Here is a 20,645-nt window from a genome sequence, read left to right as displayed (position 1 = left end):
CGGCAGGCGAAAATTCGGGCGAATATGTAAAAAAGATACTGTATTACTTTTGTTAACAAGAACGATTTGCAATAATGGCAGCCCATTTGTTCCCTGTGAGCGTCGAGAGCACTGAACGACGCACTGGAACCATCCCCTATTTTTCTCTCAGGTCCGGCCAGCATGACACGCATTCAATCAATCGCTTCGCCTACCGGGATGCCTCGCCTGCCTCGTGCATGGCGCGGTGTCGCAGCCCTCGTCTTGAGCCTGATGTTCGTACCCATGGCCCTTGCAGATCAATCGGCACCGACTGCGGCCCCTGCAACCTCTGCCGCACCGGCGGCGACAGCTCCTGTCGCGCCTGATGCAGCCCCCCCCGTGCAGGCTCTGGAGCCTGCAGCCGAAGACAACAGCCTGGGCATGGCACATGACCTGTCGCCATGGGGCATGTACCAGAACGCCGACGTCGTGGTCAAAGCGGTCATGATCGGTCTGGCCATCGCATCGATCATTACGTGGACCATCTGGATCTCCAAGGGTTTCGAACTGCTGGGTGCCAAGCGCCGGTTGCGTGGTGAAATCGTCAACCTGAAAAAAGCCCGCTCCCTGAACGAAGCGAGCTCGACCGCCAGCAAGGAAGGCACCCTCGCCCACCTGCTGGTGCATGACGCTCTTGAAGAGATGCGCCTGTCGGCCAACAGCCGTGAGCGCGAAGGGATCAAGGAGCGTGTCAGCTTCCGCCTCGAGCGCCTGGTCGCAGCCTGCGGCCGCAACATGAGCATGGGCACCGGCGTACTGGCGACCATCGGCTCTACCGCACCGTTCGTGGGTTTGTTCGGTACGGTATGGGGCATCATGAACAGCTTCATCGGCATCGCCAAGACCCAGACCACCAACCTCGCTGTCGTGGCACCGGGTATCGCCGAGGCCCTGCTGGCCACGGCACTGGGTCTGGTTGCCGCAATTCCTGCGGTAGTGATCTACAACGTGTTCGCCCGCTCCATCGCCGGTTACAAGGCTCAGGTTTCTGATGCTTCGGCCCAGGTTCTGCTGCTGGTCAGCCGCGACCTGGATCATCTGCCAGAACCGACCGAGCGCAATCAACAACAACCGCACATGGTCAAGGTGGGCTAACACGTGGGCCTGCATCTTAACGAAGGCGGCGATGATCTCGCCGAGAACCATGAAATCAACGTGACGCCGTTCATCGACGTCATGCTGGTGTTGCTGATCATCTTCATGGTGGCTGCACCGTTGGCGACCGTGGACATCAAGGTCGACCTGCCGGCATCCACTGCCACGCCACAGCCCAGGCCCGAGAAGCCGATCTTCCTCAGCGTCAAGACCGACAAGAGCCTGTATCTGGGTGAAGAGAAGGTTGCCCGCGAGCAGATCGGTCAGGTGCTGGACGCCCGGACCAAGGGCAAGAAGGACACCACGATCTTCTTCCAGGCCGACAAGGGCGTGGATTACGGCGATCTGATGGAAGTCATGAACACGCTTAGGGGTGCGGGTTACCTCAAGGTTGGTCTGGTGGGTCTTGAGACGGCTGGTAAGAAATGATCAGTACGCGCCAAAAACTGACGCGCTATAGCGGTAGTCTGTTGTTGGTGCTGGCCGTGCACGCTATCGCGATCATCATCGCCGTTCGCTGGCCCGCCTCTCAGGCGATCGAGCTACCGCCAGCGGCCATGATGGTCGAGCTTGCGCCTCTGCCTGAGCCCGCACCGCCGCCACCACCAAAAGTCGTTCAGCCACCTCTGCCGCCAGCCCCTGAAGAACCAGAGCCTATGCCGGAAGTCGCGCAAGCGCCGAAGCCGGAAATCGTGGTGACCAAAAAGGTTGAAAAGCCCAAGCCAAAACCGCAGCCGCCAAAGCCGCAGAAGAAGCCTGAGCCGCCTCAGGAAAAACCTGCTGACGAAAAACCGGTCGACACGCCGCCTACGACTGCCAAACCGGAAAAAGCAGCTGCTCCGAAGCCCGCTCCTGCGCCTGCGCCTGCGCCGCCCAGCAATGCGCTGCCAAGCTGGCAGGGTGACCTGTTAAGTCATCTGGGCAAGTACAAGAAGTATCCCGAGGATGCGCGTCGTCGTGGCATGCAGGGTGTTGCACGCCTGCGCTTCGTTGTCGATGCTGACGGCAACGTGCTGTCTTACTCGATTGCCAACAGTTCAGGCAGCCCGGCGCTGGATCGAGCGACCATGGAAATGATCCGTCGCGCTCAGCCGCTGCCCAAACCGCCCAAGGAAATCCTCAACAACGGCACCATTGAAATCCTCGCACCGTTCGTTTATTCACTGGATAAACGCTGAATTGTACTTTTGTTACTTGTGAGTGCTTCTGATAACGTGCGTCTATCGATCGCACCCGCTATGCTGGGGTCGCAACTTCATGGACGCACGTTATGACTCTTACAGAATTACGCTACATCGTCACGCTTGCCCAGGAGCAGCACTTTGGCCATGCGGCTGAGCGCTGCCACGTCAGCCAGCCAACGCTGTCGGTGGGCGTCAAGAAACTAGAAGACGAACTCGGTGTGCTCATTTTCGAGCGCAGCAAGAGCGCCGTGCGCCTGACACCGGTCGGTGAAGGCATCGTTGCGCAAGCGCAGAAAGTGCTGGAGCAGGCTCAAGGTATTCGTGAGCTGGCCCAGGCAGGCAAGAATCAGCTGACCGCGCCGCTGAAAGTCGGCGCTATTTATACCGTCGGCCCTTACCTGTTCCCTCACCTGATTCCACAACTGCACCGGGTTGCGCCGCAGATGCCGTTGTACATCGAAGAAAACTTTACGCATGTGCTGCGCGACAAGCTGCGCAACGGTGAGCTGGATGCCGTCATCATTGCCTTGCCGTTCAACGAAGCCGACGTGCTGACCCTACCACTTTACGACGAGCCGTTCTCCGTCCTGATGCCGGCCGATCACCCATGGACTCAGAAAGAGACCATCGACGCCTCGGCACTCAACGACAAGAGTCTGTTACTGCTGGGCGAAGGTCACTGCTTCCGTGATCAGGTTCTGGAAGCCTGCCCTACCCTGGGCAAAGGCAATGAAGGCGCCAAGCACACGACAGTAGAATCCAGCTCGCTGGAAACCATTCGGCACATGGTCGCTTCCGGGCTGGGTATTTCGATCCTGCCGCTTTCGGCCGTTGACAGCCACCACTACGCGCCTGGCGTGATCGAAGTCCGCCCGCTGACGCCGCCTGTGCCTTTCCGCACAGTCGCCATCGCCTGGCGCGCAAGCTTCCCGAGACCCAAAGCCATCGAAATTCTCGCTGACTCTGCTCGCCTGTGCTCGGTGGCACGTCCGAAAACAGTCGCAAGTTAGGCAGAAAAGAAATGAGCGAGCTTTCCAGGGTCTCGGTCACGGCGCTCAAGGGCGTCGGTGAAGCGATGGCAGAAAAGCTGGCCAGGGTCGGGCTGGAAACCCTGCAGGACGTGCTGTTCCATCTGCCGTTGCGTTACCAGGACCGGACCCGCGTCGTACCGATTGGCGCATTGCGCCCTGGCCAGGATGCCGTGATCGAAGGCGTGGTCAGCGGCGCCGATGTGGTAATGGGCAAGCGCCGCAGCTTGCTGGTACGGCTTGGCGACGGCACAGGTGTCGTCAGCCTGCGCTTCTACCACTTCAGCAACGCGCAGAAAGAAAGCATGAAGCGTGGCACGCACCTGCGCTGCTTCGGCGAAGCGCGTCCCGGTGCTTCCGGCCTGGAAATCTATCACCCGGAATATCGGGCGATCACCGGTGATGAGCCCGCGCCCGTCGAACAGACCCTCACGCCGATCTATCCCACGACTGAAGGCCTTACCCAGCAGCGCCTGCGTCAGCTGTGTCAGCAAAGCCTGGCGATGCTCGGCCCCAAAAGCCTGCCGGACTGGCTGCCGGATGAGCTGGCCCGCGACTATCAGCTGGCCCCTCTGGATGATGCGATCCGCTATCTGCATCACCCGCCCGCCGATGCCGATGTGGAGGAGCTGGCCCTCGGGCATCACTGGGCGCAGCACCGGCTGGCTTTCGAAGAATTGCTTACCCACCAGCTTTCCCAGCAGCGCCTGCGCGAAAGTCTGCGCTCACAGCGCGCACCGGCGTTGCCTGTTGCGAAAAAACTGCCGAAACAATTTCTCGCCAACCTCGGCTTCGCGCCCACGGGTGCCCAGCAGCGGGTCGGCAAGGAAGTTGCCTACGACCTGAGCCAGCCTGAGCCGATGCTGCGGTTGATCCAGGGTGACGTTGGTTCGGGCAAGACCGTGGTCGCCGCTCTGGCTGCCTTGCAAGCGCTGGAAGCAGGTTATCAAGTGGCGCTGATGGCCCCCACCGAGATTCTCGCCGAGCAGCACTACATCAACTTCCAGCGCTGGTTAGAGCCGCTGGGCGTTGGCGTGGCCTGGCTGGCGGGCAAGCTCAAGGGCAAGGCGCGCGCGACGTCCCTGGAGCAGATCGCCAGTGGCACCCCTATGGTAGTGGGCACCCATGCGCTGTTTCAGGACGAAGTGCAGTTCAAGAACCTCGCGCTGGTGATCATCGACGAGCAGCACCGGTTCGGTGTTCAGCAACGTTTGGCGCTGCGTAAAAAGGGCGTCGGCGGCCTGATGTGTCCGCATCAATTGATCATGACCGCCACACCGATTCCACGCACGCTGGCGATGAGCGCCTACGCCGATCTGGACACGTCGATTCTGGACGAACTGCCGCCCGGAAGGACACCGGTCAATACCGTGCTGGTTGCCGACAGCCGCCGCCTGGAAGTCGTGGAGCGTGTGCGCGCAGCTTGCGCCGAAGGTCGCCAGGCCTATTGGGTGTGCACGCTGATCGTAGAATCCGAAGAGCTGACCTGCAAAGCGGCTGAAACCACCTACGAAGAACTGAGCAGTGCCCTGGGTGAGGTTCGCGTCGGGTTGATACACGGGCGCATGAAGCCCGCAGAAAAGGCCGCGATCATGGCCGAATTCAAGCAGGGTGCGCTGCAATTGCTGGTGGCAACTACAGTGATCGAAGTTGGGGTCGACGTGCCGAACTCCAGCCTGATGATCATCGAAAACCCCGAGCGCCTCGGTCTGGCTCAATTGCACCAGTTGCGCGGGCGCGTCGGTCGCGGCAGTGCGGTCAGCCATTGTGTGCTGCTCTACCACCCGCCGCTTTCACAGATCGGACGGCAGCGGCTGGGCATCATGCGCGAAACCAACGACGGCTTTGTCATCGCCGAAAAGGACCTTGAACTGCGTGGTCCCGGTGAAATGCTGGGAACCCGACAAACGGGCCTTCTGCAATTCAAGGTCGCCGACCTTATGCGTGACGCAGACCTGCTACCGGCCGTACGCGACGCGGCTCAGGCCATGTTGGAGCGCTGGCCCCAACATGTCAGCCCACTGCTCGACAGATGGCTGCGTCATGGCCAGCAGTATGGCCAGGTGTGATGCAGGCTACGCTTTGAACACCACGTGCGACCGAAAACGAATAACGTGGTTATACTTCAAAAAATGTAGGAATTTGGACATAGCTCATGACAGAAGTCGCCCACGTCAATGATCCGCAGCATGCGCCGTCGGTAATCCGGCAGTTGCTTGAAAAATTGGCTATCAGCTACAACGAAGTCATGGACAACAAAAGCTTGCCCCCGGCGCGCAAGGTTCAGGCTGTGCTGGTCGAGGACGCTGTCGGTGCGCTGCTTATCCTGTTCCCGCAGAGCCAGTTGCTCGACCTCAGCCGAATCACCGAGCTGACCGGGCGCCAGTTGACCGCTGTGCCGCATGATCGTTTGCAGCGCATGCTCACCAAGCACAACCTGCAAGTGCTGCCGGGGCTCCCGGCACTGACCAGCTCACCGTGCCTTTACGATGATCGCCTGCTGCAAGAGCCGACACTGCTGGTGGGCTCGGGCGAAAAGGGCCTGTTGCTGGAAATCAGCAGTGACGACTTCAAAGGCATGCTGAGCAAGGCCAGTGCCGCGCACTTCGGCCAGTCGGTCGCAGCCATCCGTCCGAACCTGGATCGTCCTGACGACGATCCGGCAGAAATCACCCAGGCCATGCATGTTTTCACGGCGCGTCGCATCCAGCAGCGTCTGGAAGCGACCCTGGAAATACCACCACTGGCCGGAACTGCACAGAAAATCATCAAGCTGCGGGTCGACCCCGATGCCACCATCGATGACATCACCGGCGTAGTCGAAACCGACCCTGCGCTGGCGGCACAGGTCGTGAGCTGGGCGGCATCGCCCTATTACGCGTCGACCGGCAAGATCCGCTCGGTAGAAGATGCAATCGTCCGCGTGCTGGGCTTTGATCTGGTGATCAACCTGGCACTGGGCCTCGCTCTGGGCAAAACCCTGAGTCTGCCCAAGGACCAGCCGCAACAGACCACGCCGTATTGGCAGCAATCCATCTATACAGCTGCCGTCATCGAAGGTCTGACCCGCGCCATTCCACGCGCCAGTCGCCCGGAAGCTGGCCTGAGCTACCTCGCCGGTTTGCTGCACAACTTCGGCTACCTGCTGCTGGCCCATGTGTTTCCGCCACACTTCACCCTGATTTGCCGCCAGCTGGAAGTTAACCCGCACCTGCACCACAGCTTTATTGAGCAGCATTTGCTGGGTATCAGCCGCGAGCAGATCGGGGCCTGGCTGATGCGCTATTGGGACATGCCGGATGAACTCGCCATCGCGCTGCGCTTCCAGCACGACCCCCACTACAAGGGCGAACATCACGTCTACGCCAACCTGGTTTATCTGGCCGTACGTCTGTTGCGGGTGAACGGCATCGGTGCCGGGCCAGAGCAGGAGATTCCTGACGAGTTGTTCGAACGCTTGGGCCTGTCCCGCGAAAAAGCCAACGAGTCAGTGAAAAAAGTGCTGGAGGCCGAGGTACTTCTGCGCGAACTGGCTTCGCAGTTCAGCAAGTAATGCGCTGATGTAATGTGCGAACAGTGCCTAAGGCTCTGGCTCAGGCACTATTTATCTCCTCAAACCTCAGAAAGGCTCGCCTTCTACCCCTGGTAGGTGCTCATCCAGGCGTAGCCAGGGAAGCCGGTTCTCTATCCAGATGTGTCGTGAGGGCGTTGCCAACTCCGGTTGGTCAAGTGTCGCAATGGTGACGTCGATCTCGTCCGGGCTGTTGCGCGTGAACAACGCCAAGTGAGCGCCGCACTTGCCGCAGAAATAGCGTACGCAGCTGGGTGAGGAGTCATACGCACAGGGGCTGCCTGTCAGCCACGTGAACGAAGCCAGCGGCACACTTGTCCAGGTTACAACCGTTGCACCCGAGGTGCGTCGACAGATGGAGCAATGACAGTGAGCGATGTCCCGCAACGGCGCATCGAACTGGTAACGCAGCCCGCCGCAATGGCAGCCACCCGAGTGTATCTCGCTCATCCATGCTTCTCCTTCATGCCCATAATCCGTGTGACAATAAAATTTCCACAATAGCTGATTGAAAGGTCGGTGAAAGCTTGGCCAATTAGCATCGCCTCACTTCCGGCAAAAAGACCGGCTAGCCAGGAACGGATTCCAACGTGTTTCAGGCCCAATTAACAACAATAATGGTGATTCCGATGCTTGCTGACTTCTCGTTCCACACCCTCCTTGCGCCTCCACTCCACGTACCGATCTGCTGAGCTGACTCGTTCATTTCACGTTCTGTAGCCGTATTACGTCTGGAGTATTCCCATGCTGACTTTCCTTGGCTTTGCCATGGTTATTGCGTTCATGTACCTGATCATGAGCAAGCGCCTGACTGCGCTGATCGCCCTGATTCTGGTTCCAATCATCTTCGCCCTGTTCGGTGGCTTCGCGGCCCAGATCGGCCCGATGATGCTGGCAGGTATCACCAAGCTGGCGCCGACCGGCGTGATGCTGATGTTCGCCATCCTTTATTTTGCGCTGATGATCGACTCCGGCCTGTTCGACCCGGCCGTGCGCAAGATCCTGAAAATGGTCAAGGGCGACCCGATGCGCATTTCGGTCGGCACCGCCGTGCTGGCGCTGGTGGTGTCCCTCGACGGTGACGGCGCGACCACCTACATGATCTGCGTCGCCGCCATGCTGCCGCTGTACAGCCGCGTCGGCATGAGCCCGCGCATCATGGCCGGCCTGATCATTCTGGCCGGTGGCGTGATGAACATGACCCCGTGGGGTGGCCCGACCGCTCGTGCGGCCAGTGCCCTGCATGTCGATGCATCCGACATTTTCGTACCGATGATCCCGGCAATGCTGGCTGGCGTGGTTGCGATCCTCGCAATTGCCTACTTCTACGGCAAACGCGAACGCGCTCGTCTGGGTGAACTGCACCTTAAGGGTGATGAAGTCGATCACAGCGAAATCAGCGTCTCGCAATTCCCGGATGCACGTCGTCCAAAGCTGATCTGGTTCAACGGCGCTCTGACCTTCGCACTGATGGTTGCCCTGATCATGGGCCTGCTGCCGCTGCCGGTACTGTTCATGATCGCGTTCAGTATCGCGATGATCATCAACTACCCGAACCTGCAGGACCAGAAGGACCGCGTATCAGCCCACGCCGGTAGCGTTCTGGCAGTGGTCGGCCTGATCTTCGCCGCAGGTATCTTCACCGGTATTCTGTCCGGCACCGGCATGGTCGACGCCATGTCGAAAAGCCTGCTGGCAGTGATCCCGGATGCGCTCGGCCCGTACCTCGCCGTCATCACCGCGCTGGTGAGCATGCCGTTCACTTTCTTCATGTCCAACGACGCGTTCTACTACGGCGTACTGCCAGTGCTGTCCGAAGCCGCTGCCCACTACGGCATAAGCCCGGTTGAAATGGCCCGCGCCTCGATCGTCGGTCAGCCGGTCCACTTGCTCAGCCCTCTGGTGCCATCGACCTACCTGCTGGTTGCCTTGGCCGGTATCGAGTTTGGCGACCATCAGCGCTTCACCCTGAAATGGGCGATTCTGGTGTGCCTGTGCATTCTGGTTGCCGCGCTGCTGATGGGGATCTTCCCGTTCTATAGCAGCATGTAAAACGCAGTACCTGTCACAAAGGCTCGCCGTTGACTTGATCGTTGACGGCGAGTTTTTGCGTTTGGGCGGTCAATTGGTTGAAGGCCGGTACTGCAACGCCTCGGCCAGATGGCTACGAGTGATCGCGTCCACCTGCTCCAGATCAGCCAGCGTTCGCGCCACTTTCAGCAGGCGATGCGCCGAACGTAATGAGAGAGTCAGGCGCTCGCAGGCCGTCTCCAGCCAGCGTTCATCGACGCTGGACAGCGCGCAGTGCTCGCGCAGCCCTGGTAGGTCGAGAAAGGCATTGGCACAGCCCTGACGACGTTGCTGCCGTTCTCTGGCCTGCGCAACCACCGCTGCCGCGCTTGCAGTGTTCTCACTGGTGGTCGGGTCGGGGTTGAGGGCTGTGGCTTCGCGGGCGACGGTCAGGTGCAGATCAATCCGGTCCAGCAGCGGGCCGGACAACTTGTTGCGATAACGCTGCACCTGCTCGGAGGAACAACGGCAGCGCCCGGTCGGCTCACCCAGATATCCACAGGGGCATGGGTTCATCGCTGCCACCAGTTGGAACCGCGCCGGAAAGCGCACGCGATCCCGCGCCCGGGAAATCACGATATGCCCGGACTCCAGCGGCTCACGCAAAACCTCCAGCACTCGGCGATCGAACTCCGGCAGCTCATCGAGAAACAGCACGCCGTGATGTGCCAACGTGATTTCGCCAGGTTGCGGACGACTGCCACCGCCCACCAATGCCGGCCCGGACGCCGAGTGATGCGGCTGTCGAAACGGCCGCTGCGGCCAACTGGTCAGCGGCACTTGGCTGGCAACCGACTGAATCGCCGCCACTTCAAGCGCTTCGTGCTCATCCAGCGGCGGCAACAAACCCGGCAGGCGGCTGGCGAGCAATGTCTTGCCGGTGCCGGGTGGCCCACTGAACAGCAGGTTGTGCGCACCCGCAGCGGCAATCACCAACGCACGCTTCGCGGCGGTCTGGCCCTGCACTTCGCTAAGGTCCGGATACGGCTTGGGCTGATGCAGCAGGCCGCTGGACTGATACGGCGCAATCACCGTGCGCCCGTTGAAATGCGCAACCAGCTCCAGCAAATGATTCACCGCAATCACCCGCAGCCCCGACGCCAGACAGGCTTCTTCGGCGTTCACCGCCGGAATGATCAGCGTCCGCTCCGCTGCACGTGCCGCCAGCGCAGCAGGCAGCACGCCCTGAATCGGCCGAATCGCTCCCGACAGCGCCAGCTCGCCCAGGCATTCAACATCCTGCAACGCAACCAGCGGCACCTGCCCGCTGGCGGCCAGCAAACCCAGCGCAATCGCCAGATCGAACCGACTTATCACCGGCTAGTTAGCAGGGTATGGACATTTAGCGAAACCACCGAAATTAGTGCTTTGTAGCGCTGTTTAACTATGTCCATGGCAACGAGATATTTTTTAAAAAATTAGGGCCTCAGCGTCCAGTCAGGTAGTGGCGATCATGCTTCGGGCCTATCCCGCCATCAGCTCAGTAAAAGCAGGTCTATGACATCTTGCGCTGATCAGCGTCTCATGAAACCGTCACTTGCCGAGTCAAGCGCCTACCCGCCTTCGTCCAAGCGCGTTGAGGCACCACATACATCGCACGTCACATCGATGACGCTCTCGAGTCCAATGACTTTCATCGCTTGTACCTGTAAGGACGCTTGCTGCGCTTGCCGAGAAACAACCAACTGGCGAATTGTAACGCACCTTGCCAGCGCGACTGATGGTCATGCCGTTCAGCATCACCCATTGAGCCTGGAGCTAAAAAGCACAGGGTATCCATTGATTGGCCATTCCCGCTGTAGGATTTCGCAATAACTGCGACGTTTCTGAAATTATTGCGACGAATTTATGAAGGTATCTGCTTTTTCTAGCCGGTGTATTCGAGTTCGGAGAAGGTCTTCTTCATTGCTGTAAACAGTAAATCATTCGTATGCGTCCGGCCAAGTCATCTATTCACCCCCGAAAAGTCAGGACATGGTGTGCACTTAAATTAGGTGGGCACCAGTTCTAGCTTTTTAAGCGGGTATTTCATGCAGCCAACACGCCGTTCGTATTCCAAATCCTTCAAAGCCCAGGTCATTCAAGAGTGTGTCCAGCCTGGCGCTTCAATCGCCAGCGTGGCCCTCAGCCACAGCCTCAACGCAAACCTCGTCCACAAATGGATTCGAGTCCAAGCGCAGAAAAGCATGACGATTCAACCCGCATTTATCCCGTTGCCTATAAAAACAACGGCGCCAGTACCCTCGTCAAATATCAGCGTTGAGATTCTGCATCCGCGCGGCACCGTCAAAGTGAACTGGCCGACTGATTGTGCTTCTGCCTGCGCTGCATTCCTCAAAGACCTGTTGCGATGATCCGCATTGATGCCATCTGGCTCGCTACCGAGCCCATGGATATGCGTGCTGGCACTGAAACGGCGCTGGCCAGGGTGGTGGCGGTGTTCGGTGCGGCGAAGCCGCACTGCGCTTATCTGTTTGCCAATCGCCGCGCGACTCGGATGAAAGTGCTGGTACATGATGGGATTGGTGTCTGGTTGGCGACACGTCGATTGAACCAGGGAAAATTCCACTGGGCAGGCGTTCGACAAGGCAGCGAAGTGCAGTTGGATACCGAGCAGCTTCAGGCCCTGGTACTCGGTCTGCCTTGGCAAAGTGTTGGCGCCGGCGCCGCAATTACGTTGCTTTGAAAACTGTAATTAATACCTTGGCTTGCTATAGAGGATGGCGTGCTTTGGTAAATGGAGAATTGCATTCCACTTGACCACCCGTTTGCATTACCACTGACCAGTCATTTGCATTCGACTTGACCAGTTGTTTGCATGGGATATGACCAGCCCACAGAGTGGGCCTTGACCGGCAGAAGTCGGCCAAAAGCGACCGTTTGTCCAAGGCCCGTTTTCTGAAAACTGCGACCCTTCACGCTAACGACATCAATGATGATTCTTCGGCAGCACTAATATTTTTACGCTTCACGGTCTTTTCGTAATTCAATCCAGAGCAACATCCCGGCACCTACCATGATGGCAACATCGGCAATATTGAAAACCCCAGTATGCATAGCCCCCAGGTTGAGCACCAAGTAGTCGACCACGTGCCCCTCACGAAAAACTCGGTCAACCAAGTTGGAGGCACCACCCAATGCGAGAAGGTAGACCGCTGCCGATCTCCGTGGAGAGCTTGTCCAGCGTGCCAGAGCCCACCAAGTGGCCCAGCACACCACAGCTGCCACGCCGACGATGAAAATCACTTGTTTTAAACCTGGCGCCAATCCAGCCCCCAAGCTAAGGAAAGCGCCTGGGTTCAGGCTCAACGCGATATCCAGCCACAGGAAACTACCTCCGAATCTGAAGCTCTCTGACTTCAACGCCCCTAACGCCTGTAGCTTGACCCACTGATCCAGAGCAATAAATCCAAGACCAATCAACAACGCAAAAAACCGACTTCTCATCATGAGTTCCATGATCAATCCTTTCATTCATTTATACCGTGTTGGCAGGCATGGCTGGCCATTGGCAGCGGCGGCACGATAGCGCGGCCTCAAAATTGAGTCCAGTTATTGTGAGGTAGACGCGGACGCACGATTACAGCCCGAAGCCGTTGGCATCTACGGTTCGATTTCTGCCGGTCAATACCCACCCCGTGGGCTGATCAGATCCCTTGCAAACAACTGGTCAAGTCGAATGCAAATGGCTGGTCAAGTCCATGCAATTACGCAGTAAAATCCACGCCATGACTTCCTCGTCCGATCTCGCTCAAATGACCCCCGACCAACTGCGTGCATTCGCGGCGCAATTGCTGAACCGCCCCGGGTTTCTCGGAGACTCCAACCTTTGAGAGGATGGAGCGATGAAAAAACTACCGAAGTATTCCCCAGAGGTCCGTGAGCGGGCCATCAGGATGGTTTTCGAACACCTTCCTGAGTACGAGTCGCAGTGGGCCACCATCAGTGCCATTGCCCCCAAGATCGGCTGCACGCCCGAGACATTACGGCTGTGGGTTCGCCAATCTGAGCGCAACAGCGGCCAGCGTGATGGGCTGAGCACAGTCGAACGTGAGCGAGTCAAGCTCTTGGAGCGTGAGAACCGTCAGTTGCGTCAAGCTAACGAGATCTTGCGTAAGGCCTCAGCCTATTTTGCCCAGGCGGAGCTCGACCGCCCATTCAAACGATGAAGACGTTTATTGATGAAAACCGCCAGTCTTACGGGGTCGAGCCGATTTGCAAGGTGTTGCCAATCGCCCCGTCGACGTACTACCGGTACGCTGCTCAGCAGGCTGACCCCAGCCAGCAGTCAGCGCGTGCGCAGCGTGACCAGGAACTGGGTGAGCACATCCAGCGAGTCTGGGATGAGCACTTCCAGGTATATGGCGTGCGCAAGGTCTGGCGACAATTGCTGCGTGACGGACTGCAAGTCGCCCGCTGTACGGTGCAACGTCTGATGGGAGAGCTGGGCCTGCAAGGCGTGGTACGCGGCAAGCCCGTCAAGACGACGGTCAGCGACCAAGCCAGGCCGTGCCCGCAGGATCATGTCAACCGTCAGTTTGTGGCTGAGTGCCCGAACGCCCTATGGGTATCGGACTTTACCTACGTCAGTACCTGGCAGGGTTTTGTTTACGTGGCCTTCATCATTGATGTCTTTGCCCGATTCATCGTCGGTTGGAAGGTGTCCAGTTCAGCGCGTACCGATTTTGTACTCGATGCACTGGAGCAAGCCCTTTACGCCCGTCGCCCAGTCAAGCAGGGTGGACTCATTCACCACAGTGACCGTGGCGTGCAGTACGTGTCCATTCGCTATACCGAGCGTCTTGTCGAAGCCGGTATTGAGCCATCGGTCGGGAGTGTCGGTGACTCTTACGACAATGCTTTGGCTGAGACCATCAATGGTCTTTACAAGGCTGAAGTGATTCATCGACGCTCTTGGCCCACACGGGGGGCGGTGGAGCTGGAAACCCTGAAATGGGTGGACTGGTTCAATCACCGCCGCCTGCTGGAGCCAATCGGTCATATTCCACCGGTCGAAGCAGAAGCAATCTATTATCAGCAACTCACCGAGTCTGCCCAGGTGGCATGACTCAAACAAAAGGGTCTCCGAGAAACCCGGGGCGGTTCATGCTGTCGCAAGTCGAGACCATGGGTCATACGGTTGAGACCATGAGCAAGACGGTCGAAACGATGGGCAGGAAGATCAACCGCGATCAAACACTGATCGAGAAGTTGACCCACGAGATCGCACAGCTCAAGCGTTTGAAGTTTGCCAAGCGCAGCGAGCAAATGAATCCCGAGCAGGCCAGCCTGTTGGATGACTTGATCGATACCGATATTGCAGCGATTGAGGCCGAGCTTCAGGCATTACAAATAACGCCCGTTGCGACCGAGAAAAAGCAAAAGCCCAAGCGTATGGCCTTGCCGCCAGAGTTTCCGCGCACGTTGATCCATCACGAACCGGACAACACCGACTGCCGATGTGGCTGCGCCCTCAAGCGCATCGGCGAAGATGTCAGCGAGAAGTTGGACTACATCCCGGGCGTGTTTACCGTCGAGCGCCATATTCGTGGCAAGTGGGTGTGCGATGACTGCGAAACGCTGATCCAGGCGCCAGTACCTGCGCACATTATCGACAAGGGCATCCCAACTGCCGGCTTGCTTGCCCACGTCATGATCGCGAAGTTTGCTGATCATCTCCCGCTTTACCGGCAGGAATCGATTTTCGGTCGGGCAGGCTTGGCGATTCCGCGTTCGACATTGGCACAATGGGTTGGCATGACAGGCGTGCAGTTGCAGCCCCTGGTCGATGCCCTGCGTGACGTGGTGATCGGGCAACAGGTCGTACACGCGGATGAGACGCCCGTGCAAATGCTCGCTCCGGGCTCGAAGAAAACGCACCGTTCTTATGTTTGGGCTTATGCCACCAGCCAGTTCTGCGAAACAGCCGCTGTCGTCTACGACTTCAGCCCCACGCGCCTGCCAACGCAGCGGGCGAGTGAGATCGATCAATTGCTACCGCATAACTGGTCGCTGCCTACACTGGGCCAAGTCATGAAATCGAAGGACATAGAATGCTAATCGTCTTCAGCGGCCTTCCAGGCACCGGAAAAACGACTATCGCCAAGGATCTCGCCGCTACGACAGGTGCCGTGTATCTACGGATCGATGCGATTGAGCAGGCGATTCGAAGCTCTGGTGCTCTCGCACAGGACGTGGGGCGCAGTGGCTACATAGTCGCTAATGAGCTTGCGCTGAGTAATCTCCGTATAGGCAGCACAGTCATCGTTGATTGCGTCAACCCCGTCAGAGAAAGCCGAATCAAGTGGAGCGATATCGCCTCAAGCTCTGGTGTTCAATTAGCCAATATCCAAGTGATTTGCTCCGATACAAATGAACACCGGCGCCGGGTAGAAACAAGGACGGTTGATATTCCCGGGCTGACGCCACCAACCTGGGAATCTGTGCTGGGCCATGAATATGAGTCGTGGGACGACGCTCCGTTTTGCATAGACACAGCCCTGATCTCTTCAGCGCAAGCGGTCGCGATGATTGTTAACCGATTTCTGCCCAGCGAATAGCGTCACCCACGATGGCAAGGTGTGTTGGCCGGACGCTTACAATCATTCGCCTTAAGGAAACTCTGAAGAAGACTTCCAAATTTGACAGGATGTCTGATCTCAACCGCCGAGACGCCTGATGACGCATTTCAGCGTTTTACCCCCAGGCAGAAATTTCTTGAGAAGCTCGGATCAAGGGACGAGCGAACGACGTACCGCCTCCGATCAGACGCGCTGCTGAAAGTCTAAAACGCTGGGAAGTAACTCAGACCCCGCTCTCTTTCCCTTTAAAAAATGCCCTCAACATGGAGCTTGTAATCTGAGGCCCGCACCAAAGCAGAAACGGCACGCAGGCTGCGTTTAGGTACCACCACAGTGGATCGATATTGGCGCAAACCCAATGAGGGGGGATGAGCGTCGAGTTTTGTGCTGCACAGGAAGGCGCCCCCATAACTTTAGATTCTGCGCCAGAATTTTTTTGCCCTGGAGCCTTTTGCAGGAGCTTAAGCTGGAAAGACAGCCGTGCGATGGCCTCGCCTGAAAACGTCTATGTTCCTTGTATTTGTTGCGATCGCTTGGCCGTCACGGTAGACAAGTTCACGCACCAGTTGCCCACACCTCTAGACTTACGTGCTACGTTTGATCACCATGCTCTACTACCTCAGGTCAGGTAGCCCTTTGGCCTCAGTCAGGCATCACTGAGACGCCTCTAAATTCATTCAAGATTTGCGAGTTCCTATGTCCAGACGTCAAGCTGCCGCACCATTACGTTACGAATTCGAAAAGAATGGCGCATTTGGCGTCTTCAAGACTAATGGTTCCGTTCCTATTGAATACTTCATGACGTCCTTTAAAGTCGACGAGCTGCCGTATCTCTCGTATGCAAAAGACATCAATACTGACCTGAATTTTGATTACTTGATCCAACGTGATATTGATGAAGACAGAGCGATCGCTGAGATAAGTCAATACCTCGCCGCTAAAGAAGATGCGGTGCAGAAAGATATTGTTTTTTTACCTCCTTTATTGGTCGCAGTAGTTTCTGTTGATCATGAAAACTGTCTCGATGACTACTACCCAGACTCTACGTTTTCCGAAGGTTCGGATTCCGTTGGCGAACTTTACGTCCGAGAATGGCCGGGTATCTTGAAGGTAACTAATTATGCAATGGATCAAGAGCAGCTGCGTACATTCAGTTGCGCGGATGGGGATCATGAGGTCTCCGTAACAGTAGACAGTGCTAAAATCCAAGTGAACTTGACCCGTGATAATGTCAAGGGGGCGCGATTAGTGGTGATCGACGGACAGCATCGCTTGTTTGCTCTTAACACGCTGATGACCCACGACCGCTCGCTCATTGAGGGGTTGACGTTGCCTATTTGCATAGTTTATCCGCCTAACTCAATTGCGCATAACTCAAGCAGCCAACCTAAAGTACCCGAGGTCTTACGTAATCTATTTGTTGATGTTAACTCAACTGTGGAACGTGTTAGCGGCCATTTCCTGACCCTTCTGTCGGACCAGACCCTCGGTTCAATTATTTGTCGCGAATTCTGTAAAGCGGTACTCGAGCAGAAGGGGAGCGAGGGCCTCGGGCTGATTGAATGGAATACCAAAAATCACAAGCAGTCGCTGGAAGTTTCGCGCGAGCACACCCTGACTAGTATCGGGGTTATCAATAACGCATTTGAAGAGATTTTCAAAACTAAAAGTGGCGTTAGACTGCTAGCCGCGATCTTGGGGATTGACAAGCGAGGTTCCGAGTTCGACTTTGGTACAGACGAGTACGATGAAGAGAAGAGCGCACCGGAGTATTTCCCTTGGCGTGACTTTCTCTCACGGCATCGCGAGCGTTTGGTGGGACTGGTTAACGAAACAATCACCCCTTCCCTTATTGAAATGTTCTTCAACACTACCTTCTTCTCGAAATACTGCCAGGAGTTTCACGACTTTTTCGTGACTACAGAGGATGAAATACGCCGCGAGCGACGTAGCGACCAGAATATTTTTTCAAATGTTAAAGACCACGTGCTGTTCAACGGAATGCTCATTAAGCCGGCACAGGCTATGCATGCCCATGTACGCGCGGACCTGGGGCAGTTGATTTCTGACGTTGTCCCCGATTTCTCGCGTAAGGCTATATTCCAGAAAGCTATGATTGAGGCTTGGTCTCTGCTTTGCTCGAAGTTTGTGGCTCACGAAATACCTGTGAACCGTGCTGCATACTACATAAGACAATTTGTTGAGCACTCGTTTGTGACCCGGGCAGGCCTGTTTGACGATAGACATCTGTATCTACAAGATACAATTTTTAGCGGCTCGCGCATTAAGGTGACCAAGTCGGCCAAGCGCCAAATTGTCCGCTTGCTACTGTCCAGTGGCGAGAAGGCTATCTGTGAGGACGCCAGGGAAAAAAGCGTAATATCGGCACTGGCCAAGGAAGAGGTCGGCAGCTTCATCAAACAGATGCGTGACGACAAACGAAAGGTTTTCGAAAAGTCCTACCGTACTAACTTTAGCTTAGCGGCAGTTGACAGGGAACGCCTAAACGCAGCTGAACTGGACAAGTCAAGAGAGATGAAAGATCTTGCTGGAGACTCATCTAAAACGACGTTTGATCGTCTGGTGGACGATCTCATTGCTGACAATCTCAAGGACTCATTTGAATGATCTAGCTCACACTTTAAAATTTAAAGACTTCCTTTACTCGAAGAGTGAAGAGTTTGATGAAGAGCTATAAAGACACCTACTTCGCAGTCGTTGAAGGTAACGAACTCACCGCCGGCCTCTGCGAAATGCTATGCGCGGCGGTCCTCGAATATCAGGAGTTCGTCATCGTCGGGGATTGTGAGCGCTTGCTGACCGACTTGTCACGGCATGTGTATTCGGTGATTGCAACTCGTCCGACATGCGTTCTGGCTTCCAGAAATGCTCTATTGCTGACAGTAGAGCATTTCCTCCACTACGCTTACCCGTATGAAGATGTTAATCGCCGGTTCTTTAGACTTTGCCTGAACACAGGAACAGTGACATTTGTACCACAAGTTCGCGATGCAGATTTCGTGGCAGAAATAAATCAGTGTGTCCACTATGAACCGGGCTCGCAAGGACTGCATCCGGTGGTGAAAAATGTGATAGAAACGGCTTGTGCACAACACAACGAGCTAACCCGTTTAGTGTGCCGACTGCTTATCGGCTATAGCTTTCTGCCCGATCAACAACTTAAAATCAAAAGTGCAGGAAGCGATCTCGACGCGTTGCAGCTGCACGAGCTAAGAGCATTTCTCGGCCACCTTTCAGGCCTGATGCCTAACTTCAGCCTGCTCCAAGAGGAGCTGACAGATCTTATCAATCATTGCACTACTCTTTTGGGAGTTTGTCCCCGTAGCGCTTCAGATTTAGCTAACACCCAAGCTACGGCCGCTCTGCAAAACGGATTCCCATGCATATACAAAGTCATGTCAGTACTGCACTACTTAGCTTATCAACTTGCCATGGAACATGGCCTGCTAAGTAAAGCTTTTATGCATATTTTCAGAGCGTATGAGTGCTACACATCGGGCGCTCTGTTTCTTAACAATGCAACAATACGCCTAGGTACGAAAGCCGGTATAAGCCTTGATTTATACATGATTAATGGTAAGCGCATTTCAGGCTTCACACAGGTATTTCAAGGTGTCGGAACTCACTTCAATTTAGGGCGAGATACGGACTACTTAACCTGTAAATTTTATATCGATCTCCGCAACAAGTTTCACTACACCCACGGAGATGTCAAACCAAGTGCCACTTTGATCAATGAATTCGCACGCGCAGTGACTAGACAAATACTTAAAATTGAGATATCTGCGAACCAACAAAATTTTCTCTGGCGCGACGTGTACATTCAAACGCGTAAGCACCTCAAGAAAAAACCACAGCGGGAAGTCCCGAGAGCTATTCGGCGCGCGCTACAAACTCATCAACTGACCTCCTTCATGGTGCCTTGACGTCCGTAATCGATGCCTTCGGTGAGTTAAGCTCAGCACGAAGCTGCGGTTGACCAATCTTACGCAGGGCGATTTGTCATGCTTGGATCTGCACACCCACCCTACGACGCCTGCCCCAAGTGATTGGGACTCACCGCCCGGCAGCCAGCCCCACGACATTCCCATTCTGCCTTGCGTGTATGTTAAAAATGTGCAAAATAACGTACTTACCGTAAAAAAACATGCGAACTGATGACGACTTATACTCACTCCTTTCCCTGCGTCAGAGGCATCCAAGCCGGTAGGCCTTGTTACATAGCGATGTGTCCGATGCGCCTTGTGCCGAAGATCTTCATTTTCAACGAGGACAATGTGCCCGCGGATTTGCGGGCGCAACGCACGTTGAACCTGGCTAGGGTTCCTGAGATTTCCGCATATTTGCTTGATAATCGCGACGACTACACCCTATCTGCAATTACCGCGTCCGTTGATGGAGTCGTCCAATTCAATCCTGCTTCCGACACAGGTCTAGAGCAAAGCGTCGGTACCCTGACCATTCCGATGGAGGCCCAGATACTAATCAATGACGGTCAGCATCGACGTGCAGCCATTGAGCAAGCAATTCGTGAAAATCCAGAGTTAGGCTATGACAATATTCCCGTGCTGTTTTTCATTGATGAAGGCCTGAATCGTAGTCAGCAAATGTTTGCCGATCTCAACAAGCACGCTGTGCGGCCGAGCAACTCCATCAGCACGCTTTACGATCATAGAGATCAAATTTCTGATCTAGCTAGGTATCTCGCCAAAAACGTAGAGGTTTTTTCCAGGATGACGGAGCTGGAGAAATCTAGCCTATCCCCTCGCAGCTCTAAGCTATTCACTCTCAGTGCCATAAAAAACGCCTCCCGCGTTTTAATGAAAAAAGGGAAAGGCGACTTCATTGCGCAGAATGAGCGGGAGCTCGCCAAAGCCTTCTGGGAAGAGGTTTCCATGCAAATGCCAGATTGGATCAGAGCAAAAAACAAAGAGCTGTCAACGTCCGAATTACGGGACAATTACATTCATGCCCACGGAGTGATGCTTCAAGCAATGGGGCTTGTCGGAGCGGAGCTGATTATTCGCAAGGACTCCGAGTGGAAGTCAACCCTCTGAACCGCCCCGGGTTTCTC

General features: G+C 56.0%; 16 protein-coding genes, 2 pseudogenes and 1 other annotated feature. Of the genes and pseudogenes, 15 read left to right on the top strand and 3 right to left on the bottom strand.

Going from position 1 to position 20,645, the window contains the following annotated elements:
* Nucleotides 1–162: 162 nt before the first annotated feature.
* The 6 genes from exbB to AC4ANK_RS01905 all read left to right on the top strand — a co-directional run bounded on the left by exbB (nucleotide 163) and on the right by AC4ANK_RS01905 (nucleotide 6,881).
* On the top strand, nucleotides 163–1,116 hold the full coding sequence (gene exbB, locus AC4ANK_RS01930; RefSeq protein ID WP_002551496.1) for a tonB-system energizer ExbB: 954 nt from the start codon (nucleotides 163–165) through the stop codon (nucleotides 1,114–1,116).
* Between the two features lie 3 nt (nucleotides 1,117–1,119).
* Entirely contained in the window at nucleotides 1,120–1,545 is a 426-nt protein-coding gene (gene exbD, locus AC4ANK_RS01925; protein WP_002551495.1) for a TonB system transport protein ExbD, read from the top strand.
* Complete coding sequence (locus tag AC4ANK_RS01920) at nucleotides 1,542–2,294, top strand: energy transducer TonB (RefSeq protein WP_460384088.1); 753 nt, start codon at nucleotides 1,542–1,544, stop codon at nucleotides 2,292–2,294. Before exbD ends, AC4ANK_RS01920 begins: the two co-directional genes overlap by 4 nt.
* A gap of 92 nt (nucleotides 2,295–2,386) precedes the next feature.
* On the top strand, nucleotides 2,387–3,310 hold the full coding sequence (locus tag AC4ANK_RS01915; protein ID WP_002551493.1) for a hydrogen peroxide-inducible genes activator: 924 nt from the start codon (nucleotides 2,387–2,389) through the stop codon (nucleotides 3,308–3,310).
* Between the two features lie 11 nt (nucleotides 3,311–3,321).
* The gene (gene recG / locus AC4ANK_RS01910; protein WP_002551492.1) at nucleotides 3,322–5,397 is read left to right on the top strand and encodes an ATP-dependent DNA helicase RecG; all 2,076 of its coding nucleotides are present in this window, start codon (nucleotides 3,322–3,324) and stop codon (nucleotides 5,395–5,397) included.
* 86 nt (nucleotides 5,398–5,483) lie between these two features.
* Complete coding sequence (locus AC4ANK_RS01905; protein WP_002551491.1) at nucleotides 5,484–6,881, top strand: aminoacyl-tRNA deacylase and HDOD domain-containing protein; 1,398 nt, start codon at nucleotides 5,484–5,486, stop codon at nucleotides 6,879–6,881.
* 66 nt (nucleotides 6,882–6,947) lie between these two features.
* Here AC4ANK_RS01905 and AC4ANK_RS01900 read toward each other — a convergent pair whose 3' ends face one another.
* A complete protein-coding gene (locus AC4ANK_RS01900) occupies nucleotides 6,948–7,349 on the bottom strand; it encodes a GFA family protein (RefSeq protein ID WP_002551490.1) in 402 nt (133 codons plus the stop codon).
* Nucleotides 7,350–7,643: 294 nt separating this feature from the next.
* On the opposite strand from AC4ANK_RS01900, the gene AC4ANK_RS01895 reads away from it, so the two are divergent.
* Nucleotides 7,644–8,951, top strand: a complete 1,308-nt coding sequence (locus AC4ANK_RS01895) for a CitMHS family transporter (protein ID WP_002551489.1) — start codon at nucleotides 7,644–7,646, stop codon at nucleotides 8,949–8,951.
* A 69-nt stretch (nucleotides 8,952–9,020) separates the two neighbouring features.
* Here the strand turns inward: AC4ANK_RS01895 and AC4ANK_RS01890 are convergent.
* Nucleotides 9,021–10,277 (bottom strand): annotated as a pseudogene (locus tag AC4ANK_RS01890) (YifB family Mg chelatase-like AAA ATPase); the annotation flags it as partial.
* Between the two features lie 722 nt (nucleotides 10,278–10,999).
* Here AC4ANK_RS01890 and tnpA point away from each other — a divergent pair.
* Together tnpA and tnpB are read left to right on the top strand one after the other, a co-directional pair.
* Complete coding sequence (gene tnpA / locus AC4ANK_RS01885) at nucleotides 11,000–11,323, top strand: IS66-like element accessory protein TnpA (RefSeq protein ID WP_460384084.1); 324 nt, start codon at nucleotides 11,000–11,002, stop codon at nucleotides 11,321–11,323.
* The gene (tnpB, locus tag AC4ANK_RS01880) at nucleotides 11,320–11,655 is read left to right on the top strand and encodes an IS66 family insertion sequence element accessory protein TnpB (protein ID WP_460384082.1); all 336 of its coding nucleotides are present in this window, start codon (nucleotides 11,320–11,322) and stop codon (nucleotides 11,653–11,655) included. The genes tnpA and tnpB overlap by 4 nt, the downstream gene beginning before the upstream one ends.
* 275 nt (nucleotides 11,656–11,930) lie before the next feature.
* Here tnpB and AC4ANK_RS01875 read toward each other — a convergent pair whose 3' ends face one another.
* Nucleotides 11,931–12,443, bottom strand: a complete 513-nt coding sequence (locus AC4ANK_RS01875) for a signal peptidase II (protein WP_234778643.1) — start codon at nucleotides 12,441–12,443, stop codon at nucleotides 11,931–11,933.
* Between the two features lie 371 nt (nucleotides 12,444–12,814).
* Between AC4ANK_RS01875 and AC4ANK_RS01870 the strand changes: the two genes are divergently transcribed.
* The 6 genes and pseudogenes from AC4ANK_RS01870 (at nucleotide 12,815) to dndB (ending at nucleotide 20,628) form a co-directional block, all read left to right on the top strand.
* Nucleotides 12,815–14,037 (top strand): IS3-like element IS51 family transposase gene (locus AC4ANK_RS01870; RefSeq protein WP_095178853.1). Its coding sequence is split into 2 segments (ribosomal slippage): nucleotides 12,815–13,100 and nucleotides 13,100–14,037, totalling 1,224 coding nucleotides; the frame shifts between segments, so codons are not numbered across the junction.
* Nucleotides 13,093–13,209 (top strand) — a sequence feature (AL1L pseudoknot). Its footprint overlaps the gene before it by 117 nt.
* Before the next feature lie 38 nt (nucleotides 14,038–14,075).
* Nucleotides 14,076–14,927, top strand: a pseudogene (tnpC, locus tag AC4ANK_RS01865) (IS66 family transposase); the annotation flags it as partial.
* A 95-nt stretch (nucleotides 14,928–15,022) separates the two neighbouring features.
* Complete coding sequence (locus AC4ANK_RS01860; RefSeq protein WP_024668659.1) at nucleotides 15,023–15,529, top strand: P-loop nucleotide/nucleoside kinase family protein; 507 nt, start codon at nucleotides 15,023–15,025, stop codon at nucleotides 15,527–15,529.
* Nucleotides 15,530–16,246: 717 nt separating this feature from the next.
* Nucleotides 16,247–18,178, top strand: coding sequence for a ParB N-terminal domain-containing protein (locus AC4ANK_RS01855; RefSeq protein WP_460384079.1), 1,932 nt, complete (start codon nucleotides 16,247–16,249; stop codon nucleotides 18,176–18,178).
* Between the two features lie 44 nt (nucleotides 18,179–18,222).
* Nucleotides 18,223–19,497, top strand: coding sequence for a hypothetical protein (locus AC4ANK_RS01850; protein ID WP_489980876.1), 1,275 nt, complete (start codon nucleotides 18,223–18,225; stop codon nucleotides 19,495–19,497).
* A 231-nt stretch (nucleotides 19,498–19,728) separates the two neighbouring features.
* On the top strand, nucleotides 19,729–20,628 hold the full coding sequence (dndB, locus tag AC4ANK_RS01845) for a DNA sulfur modification protein DndB (protein WP_460384075.1): 900 nt from the start codon (nucleotides 19,729–19,731) through the stop codon (nucleotides 20,626–20,628).
* Nucleotides 20,629–20,645: the final 17 nt, after the last annotated feature.

The organism is Pseudomonas sp. Pmew2 (assembly GCF_058129885.1).
This window is presented reverse-complemented; position numbering and strand designations above follow the sequence as displayed.